Below are 13,636 nucleotides of genomic sequence, written 5' to 3' on the forward strand. Positions count from 1 at the left end.
AGCAGGCGCGGCGCGGTCCGGTGGCCGCGTCCGTGCGGACGGGAGGCGCGTGGCGACCCCGCCACGCGCCTCCCGTCCGCTCGGTGCGGCTTGCTCGGACCTCAGCTCTGCGTCAGGAGGGCCGCCGTGAGGATGTACCCGACGATGCCGATCACGATGGCGATCGCCGAGAGGATGATCCCGGCCAGGACCATGCCGCGGTTCAGGCCGCGACGTCGGGCGAGGATGCCCAGGACGAGCCCGATGATGCCGGCGACGATGCCGATGATCGCGAGCACGAAGCCGCCGGCCACGCCGACGATGCCGAGGACGAGGGAAGCGACCGCGAGGCCGTTGCCGCCGCGTGCTGCGGGTGTGTTCGAGGGTGGGTAGGCGTTGTCGGACATGCGGGGCTCCTCGTGTCGGGAGGCCGAGCGCACGGGTTGCGCGCGGCCATCTCGTCAGAGGCTATGCGTTGGAAGCGAGGCTGGTTCAGTTCTCGACGATCAGGCCTCGACGTAGGCGGCCAGGTGCTCCCCCGTCACCGTGCCACGGGCGGCGACGAGGTCCGCCGGCGTGCCCTCGAAGACGATCCGCCCGCCGTCGTGCCCGGCGCCCGGCCCGAGGTCGATGATCCAGTCCGCGTGCGCCATCACCGCCTGGTGGTGCTCGATGACGACGACCGTCCGCCCGGCGTCCACCATCCGGTCGAGCAGCCCGAGCAGCTGGTCGACGTCGGCGAGGTGGAGCCCGGTGGTCGGTTCGTCGAGCACGATGGTGCCGCTGCGTTCGCCGAGGTGCATGGCGAGCTTCAGGCGCTGCCGCTCGCCACCGGACAGGGTGGTGAGCGGCTGTCCGATCGTCAGGTAGCCGAGCCCGACGTCCACGAGCCGAGCCGCGATCGCATGCGCCACCGGGATCCGGACCTCGGGCGAGGCGAAGAACTCGGAGGCCTGGGCGACGGGCATCGCGAGCACCTCGCTGATGTCCTTGCCGCCGAGCCGGTACTCGAGCACGGACTGGTCGAACCGCTTGCCGCCGCACTCCGAGCACGGCGTCGCGACCCCGGCCATCATGCCCAGGTCGGTGTAGATCACCCCGGCGCCGTTGCAGACCGGGCACGCGCCCTCGGAGTTCGCGCTGAACAGGGCGGGCTTCACCCCGTTCGCCTTCCCGAAGGCCTTCCGCACGGGTTCCAGCAGCCCCGTGTAGGTCGCCGGGTTGCTGCGCCGGGACCCGCGGATCGGACTCTGGTCGACGAGCACGACGTCGTCGAGCGGCGCGAGCGAGCCGTGCACGAGCGTGCTCTTGCCGGACCCCGCGACCCCGGTGACGACGGTGAGCACGCCGGTGGGCACGTCGACGTCCACGTCGTGCAGGTTGTGTGCCGAAGCCCCACGGACCGGGATCGAGCCGGTCCGCTCGCGCACGACGGACTTGCACCGGACGCGGTCGTCGAGGTGGCGGCCGGTCACGGTGTCGCTCGCGCGGAGGCCGGCCACCGACCCCTCGTAGCAGAGGCGTCCGCCTGCGGTGCCGGCACCCGGACCGAGGTCCACGACGTGGTCGGCGATCGCGATCACCTCGGGCTTGTGCTCGACGACGAGGACCGTGTTGCCCTTGTCGCGCAGCCGGAGCAGCAGGCGGTTCATCCGCTCGATGTCGTGCGGGTGGAGTCCGGTGCTCGGCTCGTCGAACACGTACGTGACGTCGCTCAGCGACGACCCGAGGTGCTTCACCATCTTCACGCGCTGCCCCTCGCCCCCGGACAGCGTGCCCGTCGGCCGATCGAGCGAGAGGTAGCCGAGGCCGATCTCGACGAAGGAGTCGACGGCGTCGCGCAGTCCGTCCAGCAGCGGCCCGACGGTCGGCGCGTCGAGGGCGTGCAACCACGTGGCGAGGTCGGTGATCTGCATGGCGCAGACCTCGGCGATGTCCTTGCCGTCGATGCGCGACGACCGCGCGGTGTCGTTCAGCCGGGTGCCGTCACAGGCCGGGCAGGTCGTGAACGTGACCGCCCGGTCGACGAAGGCGCGGACGTGGGGCTGCATCGCTTCGCGGTCCTTCTGCAGGAACGACCGGCGGACACGGAGGACCAGACCCTCGTACGTCATGTTGATGCCGGCGATCTTCAGCTTCGTCGGCTCGCGGTACAGCAGGTCGTGGCGCTCCTGCTCGGTGTAGTCGCGGATCGGACGGTCCTTGTCCACGTACCCGGACTCGGCGTACATCCGGACCATCCAGCCGTCCCCGCCCCACCCCGCGATCGTGATGGCGCCCGCCGCCAGCGACTTCGACTCGTCGAAGAGCTGCGTCAGGTCGATGTCGCTCACCGTGCCCCGGCCCTCGCACTCGGCGCACATGCCGCCGAGTCGCGAGAACGTGACGTGCTCGGCCTTGGCGTCCTTGCCCTTCTGCACCGTGATCGCCCCACCGGCGGTGACCGTGGCGAGGTTGAACGAGAACGCGTTCGGTCCGCCGACGTGCGGCTCGCCGAGCCGGCTGAAGAGCACGCGGAGCATGGCGTTGGCGTCGGTCACCGTGCCGACGGTGGAGCGCGGGTCGGCACCGATGCGTTCCTGGTCGACGACGATCGCGGTGGTCAGCCCGTCGAGCAGGTCGACGTCCGGTCGCGCCGCGGACGGCATGAAGCCCTGCACGAAGGCGCTGTACGTCTCGTTGATCATCCGCTGGGACTCGGCGGCGATCGTCGCGAACACGAGCGAGCTCTTGCCCGAACCGGACACGCCCGTGAAGACCGTGAGCCGCCGCTTCGGGAGGTCGACGTCGACGTCCTGGAGGGTGTTCTCACGCGCGCCACGGACCCGGATGCGGTCGTGGCCGTCGGCTGGGTGCTGCACGCTGTCCTGCATGCGATGACTGTAGCGACGGCGCCCCGCCGCCCGGGAGCCCCCGTCGCGAGCTGTGGAGAGCCCTGCGGTCAGCTCCGGCTGTGCAGACGGACGAGCGCGGGGAGCTCGGCGGGCTCGAAGTCCTCGTCGGTGGCGTCGAGCTCGTCGGCGGTCCACCAGTGCGAGGCGAGGATGTCGACGCGCTCGTCGTCCGTCCACTCGGCGTCGGACAGCTCGAAACCGGGGGTCCGCACGACGTAGAACTCGCTGTGGCCGCGGTCGTGGTCAGCCTGGTCCCAGGTGACCGCGAAGTCCCACGTCCAGACGGACTCGCCGGGGTCGTCGATGACGATGCCGGTCTCCTCGCGGAGCTCACGCACCGCTGCGTCGCGGTGGCTCTCGCCCGGGTCGACGCCGCCACCGGGGGTGATCCAACGGTGCTCTCCACCGGACGACGGCGACCGCGTGTCCATCAGGAACACGCGGTCGTCGGGGTCGAGCAGGATGATGCGGGAGGAACGGCGCAGTCCTTCGGTCGCGGTCACCCCGACGACGTTACTGCGTGAAGCCGCTGACGTCGCCGACGAGCTTGGTGTGGTCGGCCGGGATCGGCTCGACGGCCGCGAGGGCGATCTCGGCGGCGAACTCGGACACGCTGTAGAGCTTGCCGACCTCCTGCCGACGGCCCTCGATGGCGCCGGGGTTCAGACGGTTGAGCAGGGTCGCCGTGATGGTGCCCTCGATCATGTCGCCGGAGACCACCACGAACTCGATGCCGGCGGCCTCGAGCTGCGGGATGAACTCGCGGAGGGCGAGCTCGCCCGCGCGCTTGCTCTTGGCGACCGGGACGTACTCGTCCATCGTCTCGGCCGTCTCGACGAAGTGGGCCTGGTGGCTCGTCACGAACACGACACGGGAGCCGGCGGGCATGTGCGGCACGGCGGTCTGCAGCATGTCGACCTGCGCGTCGCGGTTCAGACGGAGCGCGTAGTCCTCGCCGAGCCCGGACTCCATGCCGCCGGAGGCGTTCAACACGAGGAGGTCGATGCCGCCCCACTCGGCGACGACGGTGTCGACCATCGCCTGGACGGAGTCGTGGTCGGTCAGGTCGGCGCCGACCGCGAGGGCGGAGCCGCCGGCCGCGACGACCTTCTCGGCGATCTGCTCGGCGCGCCTGGCCTTGTTCCGGTAGTTGACGACGACCTTCGCGCCGGCCTCGGCCAGGTAGCCGACGGTGTCGGCGCCGATTCCGCGGGAGGCCCCGGTGACGAGGGCCCGCTTGTCGGCGAGGGATCCGGGGGCGAGGGGGTTGGTCACGGTCGTGTCCTCCAGGTAGCGGTTCGGGCGCGCACGAGTCTAGCGACCGCTGGGTGGCGGCCGACACATGCCTGATATCTTGTACTGAGTTGGACCGGCCGTCGCGACGCAGCGACCCGCGTGCGCGACCGAGGGAGGGAGATCGCGTGAACGTCGACTGGATCCAGACGGTGGTCTGGGTCGGACTGGTGCTGTTGCTCGGGGTGGTGGAGGTCTTCACCCTCGACTTCATCTTCCTCATGCTCGCCGCGGGTGCCGCGGGCGGCCTCGTCGCCGCCCTGCTCGGCGCCCCGTGGTGGCTCTCGGCGATCATCTCCGCCGCCGCCGCGCTCGTGCTGCTCTCGCTCGTCCGGCCGCGCCTCGTCTCGGCGCTCGGCCGGAACGCCGACCCGCACCGCACCAACGTCGAGGGCCTCATCGGCCTGCCCGGCACGGTCGCGGTCGCGTTCACCACGTCGAGCCCCGGCCAGGTCCGCCTGGCGAACGGCGAGACGTGGAGCGCCCGCATCGCAGCCGGGTCCCCCGACCGCACACCGCCGCTCGGCACCCCCGTGGTCGTCGAGTCGATCGAGGGGTCGACCGCGGTCGTCCGCCTCGGAGAAAGGGCCACCTCGTGACCATCTCCCCCGGGACGATCGCACTGCTCGTCCTCATCCTCGTCGTCGTGATCTTCGTGATCGTCGTCCTGTCCCGCGCGATCCGCATCGTGCCCCAGGCGTCAGCGGGCATCGTCGAACGGCTCGGCAAGTACCACAAGACCCTCAACCCCGGGTTGAACCTGCTGGTGCCGTTCATCGACCGGCTCCGTCCGCTGATCGACATGCGCGAGCAGGTCGTCTCCTTCCCGCCACAGCCGGTGATCACCGAGGACAACCTCGTCGTCTCGATCGACACGGTCGTCTACTTCCAGGTGACCGACGCCCGCGCGGCGACCTACGAGATCGCGAACTACCTCGGGGCCGTCGAGCAGCTCACGACCACCACGCTCCGCAACGTCGTCGGTGGCCTCAACCTCGAAGAGGCCCTGACGAGCCGTGACAACATCAACGGCCAGCTCCGCGTCGTCCTCGACGAGGCCACGGGCAAGTGGGGCATCCGCGTCGGCCGTGTCGAGCTGAAGGCGATCGAGCCGCCCGTGTCGATCCAGGACGCCATGGAGCAGCAGCTCCGTGCCGAGCGCAGCCGTCGTGCTGCGATCCTGCAGGCCGAGGGCACGAAGCAGTCTCAGATCCTCGAGGCCGAGGGGCAGCGGCAGGCGGCGATCCTGCAGGCCGAGGGTGACGCGAAGGCCCAGGTCCTCCGAGCCGAGGGTGAGGCGCAAGCCATCGCCACGGTGTTCGAGGCGATCCACACCGGCGACCCGGACGAGAAGCTCCTCTCCTACCAGTACCTGCAGACCCTGCCGAAGATCGCCGAGGGCACCGCGAACAAGCTCTGGATGATCCCGAGCGAGTTCACCGAGGCGCTCTCCGGCATCGCGAAGGGCTTCACGGCCGGTCGTTCCGGTGGCGCTCCCGCTGCCGGTGGCCCGGCGGGCGGCGACTTCCTCTCGCGCATCTCGAAGCTCGCGAACGAGAGCCTCGCGAACACCGCCGCCGCGGACACCGCGACGGCCGCCACAGCACGCCCGGAGGCCACCGCCGCGGACATCGTGCCGGAGCCGGAGCTCGACGCGCGACTCGCCGAGTCGAACCGGAGCGTCGACGCTCACCTCCAAGCCAGCGACGCCGCAGCGCAGCAGCGGCTCGCCGACGACCAGCAGTAGTCCGGACACGACGACGCCCCCTCCGGTTCCGGAGGGGGCGTCGTCGTGTTCGTGGGGTGTCAGGCGCCGCGACGTGCGCGGAGGAACTGGAGGCGCTCCTGCAGGAGTTCCTCGAGCTCTTCGCGCGAGCGACGCTCCAACAGCATGTCCCAGTGGGTCCTCGGCGCCTTGACGTCCTCTGCCGCGACCTCGACGGGGATCCCGTCGTCACCGAGCAGTCGTCCCTCTCGCCCGGAGCGGGGGTCCGCCCAAGTTGCAGGGACGTCCGCCTCGGCCGCGAAGACCACGTCGAAGGTCTCGCCCGAGTCCGTCTGGAAGACCGCGCGCTTCCGGTCCGAGAGCTCGACGCCCTCCTCGCTCTGGAGACTCTGGCTCCCGAGCCGCATCCCGCGGAGACTCCGATCAGCCATGTGTGTGCTCCTCTCGCTCGTCTGCCCTCCTCAACACTGTCCCACGGGGCATCACTCCCGACGGGGCGCATTCACAGTGCGTTCCCAGTGGCCGCGCACGGCGAGCAAGCGCGGGGACGAACTGCACTCGCCCGACGCGTCCCGTCGGGCGCCACGGGCGCAGGCGGTCCGACCGGGTCAGCGGCGCGAGCGGCGGCGCGCCCACGGTGCGCAGGCGAGGAGCACGAGGAACCCGCCCAGCGTGAGCACGAGGGTGATCGACCCCGACGCGACCGTCGCGGGCGTCGTGGTCGTCCCGAGTGGCACGTCGGTCACCATCGACGTCGCGGTGTAGGCAGGGACGCGGTCGATCGTGCGCCCGCTGGGGTCGATCACCTGCGACGCTCCGACCGTGGAGATGTTCACGAGGGACCGCCCGGTCTCGATGGCGCGGAGCCGGGCGATCTCGAGCTGCTGCAGGTTCTCGTCCGTGCCGTCGAAGTCGGCGTTGTTCGTCTGCGCGAGGATCACCTGCGCTCCCCCGCGTGCCATGTCCCTGGTCAGGCCGTCGTCCACGATGTCGAAGCAGATCGCGATGCCCGCCCGGACTCCGGCGACTGACAAGACGTTCGGCTTCGTGCCGGGCGTGTAGTCGCGCTGCAGCAGGCCGATCAGCGAGGGCGCGAGCTTCGAGAAGAACCAGCGGTCGGGGACGTACTCACCGAAGGGCACGGGACGCTTCTTGTCGTACGACGACTGCCAGCCGTCCGCCGTCCACACGAAGGAGGTGTTGTGCAGCACGCCCGTCGACGTCTGGGTGATCGCCCCGGCGACGAGCGGTGCGCCGACCGAGTCGACGACGCTGTCGAGCGCGGAGGCGATCACGGGTTCGCGGCGGGGGTCGTACTCGGCGGACGCCTCCGGCCACACGACCAGGTCGACGTCCCGAGCCCCGACGTCGGTCGCCGCCACCTGCGCGTTCAGCACCTCGCCGGGCTGCGCGCCGTCGAAGTACCCGGCCGGGCCGTTGCCCTGCACGGACTCGATCCGGACGGTGCCGTCGACGTGCGTCGGCCACGCCGGCACCGCGAGCACCGCGGCGACGAGCAGTCCGGCGGTCGCGACGCGCATCGGCACGCGGACCGTCGCCCCCGGTGTCCGGGGCACCACGAGCGCGAGCGACACCACCACCGCCACGCAGTAGACGACGACGAAGCTCACGCCGAGCACGCCGACGTACGCCGCGAGGTGGGTGAAGGGCCCCTGTGACTGGGACAGGCCGACACGCCCCCAGGCGAAGCCGCCGTACGGCCAGCTCCCCGAGAACCACTCGCGCCCGGTCCAGAGTGCGGCGACGACGGCCGGGAGGCCCCACACCCGTCCGGCGGTCGAGGGCACCACGCGCGCGACCCAGCGGTACGCGAGGGCGATGGCCACGATGCCGAGGGCGGAGAACGCCGCTTCGAGGAGCGCGAGGGCGAACCACGGGACCGGACCGAGGTACCGCCCTGCCCAGGAGATCGCCGGCACCCAGAACGCGGCGCCCGCCACGTACCCGAGCCAGGCGGCACGTCGCGCGCGCTGCCCCATCGCCGCGAGCAGCATGCAGGCGACCGCGGGGTACGCGAGGAACCACCAGCCGGGCGACGGGAACGAGAGCGCGAAGAGCACGCCGCCGATCACCGCGAGCGGGAGCGCCTGCGCGACGGGCAGGGCCGCGAACGGGCTCGGCGCGGCGATCGCCGTGTGTCCGAGGCCGCGCGCCCGGCCGGCGCCGCGCGCCGCGCCCGTGCCGCGGGGCAGCACGGAGGCGCGTCGGGCGGCGGACCCAGCGCCCACCGGGCGCACGGGTGACTCGGGAACCGGCACCGTGCCTCCCGTCAGACCGCCGCGTAGGCGACGATGCCGCGGCGCACCGCGTCCGTCGCCCGCCGCGCGGTCTGGGCGAGGTCCTCGTCGCCGGCGTTCCGGAACTGGTCGAGCAGGTCGATGACCTGCTTCGACCACCGCACGAAGTCACCGGCGGGCATGTCGAGCGTCCGGAGGACGTCGTCGAGCGCCGAGCCGGACGCCCACCGGAACATGCCGACCGACATCGCCGGCGTCGGCGGCTGTGACCCGGCGAGCCGGGCTTCGCGCTCGACGTCGTCGAGGCGGGCCCAGATGGTCAGGGTCTCGTCGAGTGCGGGGCGGAACGCGCCGCGGGGCAGGGCGTGCTCCGTTCCCGGGGCGTCCTCACGGCGGGGCTGGTAGACGATCGTGGCCGCCATGGCCGCGAGCTGTGCGGGCGTGAGGTCCTTCCATACCCCGGCCTCGAGGCACTCAGCGACGAGGAGGTCCCGCTCGCCGTAGATGCGCTGCAGCCGTCGGCCACCCGGCGCGACCGTCGCCTCGCCGTCACCCGAGGGCACGAGGTACCCGAGCTGCAGGAGCACGTCCGTCACGCGGTCGAAGGTCGTGGCGACGGCACCCGTGCGGGAGCGGATCTGCTGCACGAGCTTGTCGTTCGAGCGCTTGAGCTTGTACCAGCGCTCGGCCCAACGGGCGTGGGCCTCGCGGTCCGGGCAGGCGTGGCAGGGGTGCCGCTGGAGGCGTCGACGGACGTCGGTGATCGCCGCCTGCCGCTCGGCGCGTGCGCCGTGGGACGCCTCGCGCCCGCCGGGCACGTTCGTCCGCTCGAGGTCGGAGAGCTCACGACGGAGGGCGGCGTACTCGGTGAAGTCCCCGAGGTGGCACTCCATCGCCTGCCGGTACCCGTCGAGCGACTCCTGCTGCGACCGGACCTTGCGGGCGAGGTCGACGACCGAGCGGTCGGCCTGGAACTGCGCGAACGAGGTCTCGAGGACCTCACGCGTGCGTTGCCGGCCGAACTGCTCGATGAGGTTGACGGCCATGTTGTACGTCGGCTTGAACGAAGAGTTGAGCGGGTAGGTGCGGCGGCTGGCGAGCGACGCGACGGCCTGCGGGTCGAGGCCGTCCGTCCACTGGATGACCGAGTGGCCCTCGACGTCGATGCCCCGGCGACCGGCGCGACCGGTGAGCTGGGTGTACTCCCCCGGCGTGATCGGCACCCGGGCCTCACCGTTGAACTTCTCGAGCTTCTCGAGCACGACGGTGCGCGCGGGCATGTTCACACCGAGCGCCAGGGTCTCCGTCGCGAAGACGACCTTGAGGAGCTTGCGCTGGAAGAGGTCCTCGACGACCTCCTTGAACGCGGGCAGCAGGCCGGCGTGGTGCGCCGCGACCCCGCGCTCGAGGCCCTCGAGCCACTCCCAGTACCCGAGGACGGCGAGGTCTTCGTCGAGCAGCGTGCGGCAGTGGTACTCCGCGGTCTCGCGGATCTCGTTGCGCTCGTCGGCCGTCGTGAGCGAGATGCCCGACCGGAGCACCTGACGGACGCCCTGGTCGCAGCCGTTGCGGCTGAACACGAAGAAGATCGCGGGCAGGAGCATGCGCTCGTCGAGCACCTTCGCGATCTGCTCGCGGTACATCTTCTCGGTGCGCGGACCACGGCGCTCCGGGTAGCCGCCGCGCCCGCGCCGGCCGCGGTGTCCGCCGCCGTTCCGTTCGCTGCGCGAGGCGCCGCCGACCAGGCGGAGGAGTTCCGGGTTGACGCGGTTCGTCGCCGCGGCGCCGCTCGAGTCGAACAGGTCGACCATCTTCGAGCCGACGAGCACGTGCTGGTCGAGCGGGACCGGGCGGTCCTCGGAGACGATGACGTCGGTGTCGCCGCGGACGGTCTGCAGCCAGTCGCCGAACTCCTCGGCGTTCGACACCGTCGCGCTCAGCGACACCAGGCGGACCTCGGTCGGGAGGTGCAGGATGACCTCTTCCCACACCGCGCCGCGGAAGCGGTCGGCGAGGTAGTGCACCTCGTCGAGCACGACCCACGCCAGGTCGTCGAGCAGGTCGGAGTCGGCGTAGATCATGTTCCGGAGCACCTCGGTGGTCATCACGACCACACGGGCACGCGGGTTCACGTTGGTGTCGCCGGTGAGCAGCCCGACCTCGGACTCGCCGTAGACCTGCACGAGCTCGCTGTACTTCTGGTTGCTCAGCGCCTTCATCGGCGTCGTGTAGAAGACCTTCGCCGTCGGCTGGCGCATCGCCAGCCAGATCGCGAACTCGGCGACGACCGTCTTGCCCGCGCCGGTCGGTGCCGCCACGAGGACGCTGCGGCCCTGGTCGAGCGCATCGCAGGCCGCGAACTGGAACGGATCGAGGTCGAACCGGAGGTCCGTCCGGAAGAGCTCGAGGTTGCGGGAACGGCTGCGGGCCTTGGCCGCCGCGAAGCGTTCCGCTGCACTCGGGCGCGCGTCGCCCGTCCGGGTGGGGGTCACAGGCCGTACTCCTCGTCGAGCTTCGCCTGGCGCTTGGCGGCCCGGCGGTCGTGCAGCCACGTCACGAAGCATGCCCCGAGGTAGAGCACCACCATCGGGACCGCGAGCAGGAACATGGAGATGACGTCGGCCGAGGGCGTGACGATCGCGCAGAACACCAGGATGCAGAGGATCGCGACGCGCCAGGACCGGATGATCGACGACGCCGAGAGCACCCCGACGAAGTTGAGCAGCACCAGGAACACCGGCAGGACGAACGCGATGCCGACCGCGACGATGAGCTTGATGACGAAGTCGTAGTAGGCCTTCGCATCGACGATCGACGTGTCCTGCGCCGACACGAAGCTGCCGAGGATCCCGACGACGTGCGGCAGGATGTACCACCCGAACCAGCAGCCGGCGAAGAACAGCGGGATCGCGGTGCCGAGGAAGCCGAACACGTACTGCTTCTCGCGCCGCACCAGGGCCGGGACGATGAACGCCCACACCTGGTACAGCCACACCGGGCTGGCGATGACGATGCCGATCGTGATCGCGATCTGCAGCCGCAGGTCGAAGGCGCCGGTGATCATCGGGAAGTTCAGCTCGGCGGTGTGGCCGCCGACCTCCGCCAGCTGTGCCACCGGAGCACGCAGGGAGTCGAGCACGAAGGGCGTCAGGAACCAGCCGCCGACCGCACACACCGCGATCGCGATGACTGCCTTGAACAGACGGTTCCGCAGCTCGAGGAGGTGCTGCCCGAGCGACATGCGGCCCTCGGTGTCCTTCGTCGGACGTCCGGTCCGCCTCGCTCGCCCGCGCGCGGTCGTCGAAGCCATGCCCCGATCCTACGGGGTCGGCGCCGACAGTCCGCCGCGCTCGCGCGCGCTGTCAGCGGGTCCTCGGACTGGAGGCGCGGTGCCGGCCCGACCCGCGCCCCCGGTCCCGGGGACGGTCGCGACCGGAGCCGCCGGCCCCGAGCCGAGCGATCAGTCGGCGGAGAGGGCTGCCGCCGCGAAGTCGCGGACCGCCGCGCGGGCCGCCGGCGGGTCGAGCACGACCGCGCGGCCCGGTAGCCCGGCCACGAGGCGGACGACCCCGTCGAAGCCGTTCGACGCCGCGAGCCGGATCCGGACCCGGCCGTCCTCGTCCATCGCGTCCGCGGTGTCGGCGAGGAAGTCGGCCACGAGTGGCAACGACGAGCAATCGAGTTCGACCGTGACGATGACGTCCTCGGTCGACTGCTGGAACAGGGTGTCCGGGATCACGACGTCGTCGATCGACTTCTCCACCGGGCGGTCGTCGACCCGGACGGCGGACATGCGGTCGAGCCGGAAGGTCCGGAGCGCCTGTCGGTCGAGGTCCCACGCGCGGAGGTACCAGTCGGTGTCGATCGACTCCACGCGGAGCGCGTCGACCCGGCGCGTGCTGCCCTGGGTGCGTGGTCCGGCGTACTCGAAGGCCAGGCCACGGCCTTCGGTCATCGCGTGCCGGATCGTCGCGAGCGCCGCGTCGTGGAGGTCCTGACCGACGGCGACGTTCGAGGCCGCTCCCCCGGCACCGCGGGACAGCTTCGCCATGAGTGCCCGGATCGCATCGCGGTCGGCCGCCTCGGGCAGCGCCGAGAGGTACTGCAGGCCGGCGATGAGCGCCGAGGCCTCGCGCGCGGAGAGTCGGGGTGAGTCGTCGATCGCGACGAGGTTCGTCAGCACGATCATGTCGTTCTGGTCGAAGTCGTCCCAGGCGATGTCGAAGAGGTCGCCGTGCTGGTACTGCATGGTCTCGCCGGGGACCCCCGACACGGCGATGAGCTCGACCGCCCGACGGATCCGGGTCTCCGGGACGCCGAAGTGCCGCGCGGCCTCGGCCACCGACACACGCTCGCGGTCGATCAGGTACGGCACGAGGGCGAGCAGGAACGCGAGCTTGTCCTGCGCCTGGAGGGGCTGCTGGTCAGCCACGGGAGACCTCCTCGGAGTGGTCGGCGACGAGGGCTCGGAGCCGCTCGGTCACCCGGTCGCGCAGGTCGGCCGGCTCGAGCACGTGCACCTCGGGCCCGTACGCGGCGAGCTCCTCGGCGAGGATCTGCGGGTCGACGTGGTGGAGCACGAGCACGCCGTCGCCCGTCGCCTCGGTGTCCCGCCGACGGCCGAGGCGGCGCTCGGCGTCGGAGCCCGGCTCGACGCGGATGCGTGCCGTGCGCTCGGCCCAGATGCGGTCGAGCTCGGCGAGGGCGCGTTCGCCAGCTCCGGCCGGCGCCGGGTGCTGCCCGACCTCGTACGTGGCGACCGGCCCGACGATCCGGGACAGCAGGTAGTTCTTCACCGAGTCGGTCGCGAACTCGTGCGCCGCGAGCATCCACCGGCCGCCGTGCTGCACGAGCGCGAGCGGTGCCAGCTCACGGCGACGGGCCTCGTGCTGGCCCGGGGTGATGTAGTCGAACCGCACCGCGGCGGCACGGTCGAGCGCGGCGCGGAGCGGTTCGAAGGCGGCATCGCGGGCACGGAGCCGCGGCGCGTAGATGTCGACACCCAGCGCACCGGGACCGTCGTCCTCGGACCCCGCTGCACGGACCTTGAGGAGACCGCGGCGGGAGTCGGCGGACAGCGCGCCCTCGCGCCACGCCATCGCCGCCAGGGAGAGCAGGGCGGACTCGTCCGGTGTGAAGCGGACGTCGAGGGGCAGGTCGTACTCGCCCTTCGGGATCCGGTAGCGCAGCGTCTGGTTGTTGCCGGCGGAACCCGGCGTCTCGATCGTCTCGAGCGGGATGCCGAGCTCGCGCACGTCGTCCTTGTCACGCTCGAACTGGCGCTCCAGCGACGCGTTGTCGCCACCCGTCGTCCAGCGCTGCCGGTACCCCTGCACGTTCGCGAGGATCTCGGCCTTGGTCAGCCCGGACTCCGTCGAGAGCAGTGCCAGGACGAGGCTGAAGAGCCGCTCCTCGGCAGGCACACGGGGGGCTCGGGTCGCTGGCACGAGCCGATCCTACGGCAGCACGGATGCACGGGAGTGCAT

The 13,636-nt window shown here is 71.4% G+C and carries 12 protein-coding genes; 2 read left to right on the forward strand and 10 right to left on the reverse strand.

Annotated elements, in window-relative coordinates; all coding sequences use genetic code 11:
- Window positions 1-101: 101 nt before the first annotated feature.
- The 4 genes from ACY3FI_RS08230 to ACY3FI_RS08245 form a co-directional block, all read right to left on the reverse strand.
- Window positions 102-386: a hypothetical protein gene (locus ACY3FI_RS08230; protein ID WP_462550298.1), complete on the reverse strand. Its 285-nt coding sequence runs from the start codon at window positions 384-386 to the stop codon at window positions 102-104.
- Between the two features lie 99 nt (window positions 387-485).
- Window positions 486-2,852: an excinuclease ABC subunit UvrA gene (locus ACY3FI_RS08235; RefSeq protein ID WP_462550299.1), complete on the reverse strand. Its 2,367-nt coding sequence runs from the start codon at window positions 2,850-2,852 to the stop codon at window positions 486-488.
- 68 nt (window positions 2,853-2,920) lie between these two features.
- The gene (locus ACY3FI_RS08240; RefSeq protein ID WP_462550300.1) at window positions 2,921-3,376 is read right to left on the reverse strand and encodes an NUDIX hydrolase; all 456 of its coding nucleotides are present in this window, start codon (window positions 3,374-3,376) and stop codon (window positions 2,921-2,923) included.
- Between the two features lie 10 nt (window positions 3,377-3,386).
- Window positions 3,387-4,148: an SDR family oxidoreductase gene (locus ACY3FI_RS08245; RefSeq protein WP_462550301.1), complete on the reverse strand. Its 762-nt coding sequence runs from the start codon at window positions 4,146-4,148 to the stop codon at window positions 3,387-3,389.
- A 146-nt stretch (window positions 4,149-4,294) separates the two neighbouring features.
- On the opposite strand from ACY3FI_RS08245, the gene ACY3FI_RS08250 reads away from it, so the two are divergent.
- Entirely contained in the window at window positions 4,295-4,765 is a 471-nt protein-coding gene (locus ACY3FI_RS08250; RefSeq protein WP_462550302.1) for an NfeD family protein, read from the forward strand.
- A complete protein-coding gene (locus ACY3FI_RS08255) occupies window positions 4,762-5,913 on the forward strand; it encodes an SPFH domain-containing protein (protein ID WP_462550303.1) in 1,152 nt (383 codons plus the stop codon). The genes ACY3FI_RS08250 and ACY3FI_RS08255 overlap by 4 nt, the downstream gene beginning before the upstream one ends.
- Window positions 5,914-5,972: 59 nt before the next feature.
- Here the strand turns inward: ACY3FI_RS08255 and ACY3FI_RS08260 are convergent, their stop codons facing one another.
- The 6 genes from ACY3FI_RS08260 to ACY3FI_RS08285 form a co-directional block, all read right to left on the reverse strand.
- Complete coding sequence (locus ACY3FI_RS08260) at window positions 5,973-6,323, reverse strand: RNA polymerase-binding protein RbpA (protein ID WP_462550304.1); 351 nt, start codon at window positions 6,321-6,323, stop codon at window positions 5,973-5,975.
- A 177-nt stretch (window positions 6,324-6,500) separates the two neighbouring features.
- The gene (lnt, locus tag ACY3FI_RS08265; protein ID WP_462550305.1) at window positions 6,501-8,141 is read right to left on the reverse strand and encodes an apolipoprotein N-acyltransferase; all 1,641 of its coding nucleotides are present in this window, start codon (window positions 8,139-8,141) and stop codon (window positions 6,501-6,503) included.
- A 41-nt stretch (window positions 8,142-8,182) separates the two neighbouring features.
- Window positions 8,183-10,642, reverse strand: a complete 2,460-nt coding sequence (locus tag ACY3FI_RS08270) for a DEAD/DEAH box helicase (RefSeq protein WP_462550306.1) — start codon at window positions 10,640-10,642, stop codon at window positions 8,183-8,185.
- Window positions 10,639-11,391, reverse strand: coding sequence for a twin-arginine translocase subunit TatC (tatC, locus tag ACY3FI_RS08275; protein ID WP_462550329.1), 753 nt, complete (start codon window positions 11,389-11,391; stop codon window positions 10,639-10,641). Before tatC ends, ACY3FI_RS08270 begins: the two co-directional genes overlap by 4 nt.
- Before the next feature lie 219 nt (window positions 11,392-11,610).
- Entirely contained in the window at window positions 11,611-12,582 is a 972-nt protein-coding gene (locus ACY3FI_RS08280) for a helix-turn-helix transcriptional regulator (RefSeq protein ID WP_462547063.1), read from the reverse strand.
- Window positions 12,575-13,597 carry a helix-turn-helix transcriptional regulator gene (locus tag ACY3FI_RS08285; protein WP_462547064.1) on the reverse strand — a complete coding sequence of 341 codons (1,023 nt, stop codon included), beginning with the start codon at window positions 13,595-13,597 and terminating at the stop codon, window positions 12,575-12,577. Before ACY3FI_RS08285 ends, ACY3FI_RS08280 begins: the two co-directional genes overlap by 8 nt.
- Window positions 13,598-13,636 lie beyond the last annotated feature (39 nt).

It is taken from the genome of Curtobacterium sp. RM9 (genome assembly GCF_054956955.1).

What these genes read in the sequence shown, in the direction of transcription:
- ACY3FI_RS08230 (WP_462550298.1), bottom strand. Translation starts at nt 386, where the DNA reads ATGTCCGACAACGCCTACCCACCCTCGAACACACCCGCAGCACGCGGC.
- ACY3FI_RS08235 (WP_462550299.1), bottom strand. Translation starts at nt 2,852, where the DNA reads ATGCAGGACAGCGTGCAGCACCCAGCCGACGGCCACGACCGCATCCGG.
- ACY3FI_RS08260 (WP_462550304.1), bottom strand. Translation starts at nt 6,323, where the DNA reads ATGGCTGATCGGAGTCTCCGCGGGATGCGGCTCGGGAGCCAGAGTCTC.
- tatC (WP_462550329.1), bottom strand. Translation starts at nt 11,391, where the DNA reads ATGTCGCTCGGGCAGCACCTCCTCGAGCTGCGGAACCGTCTGTTCAAG.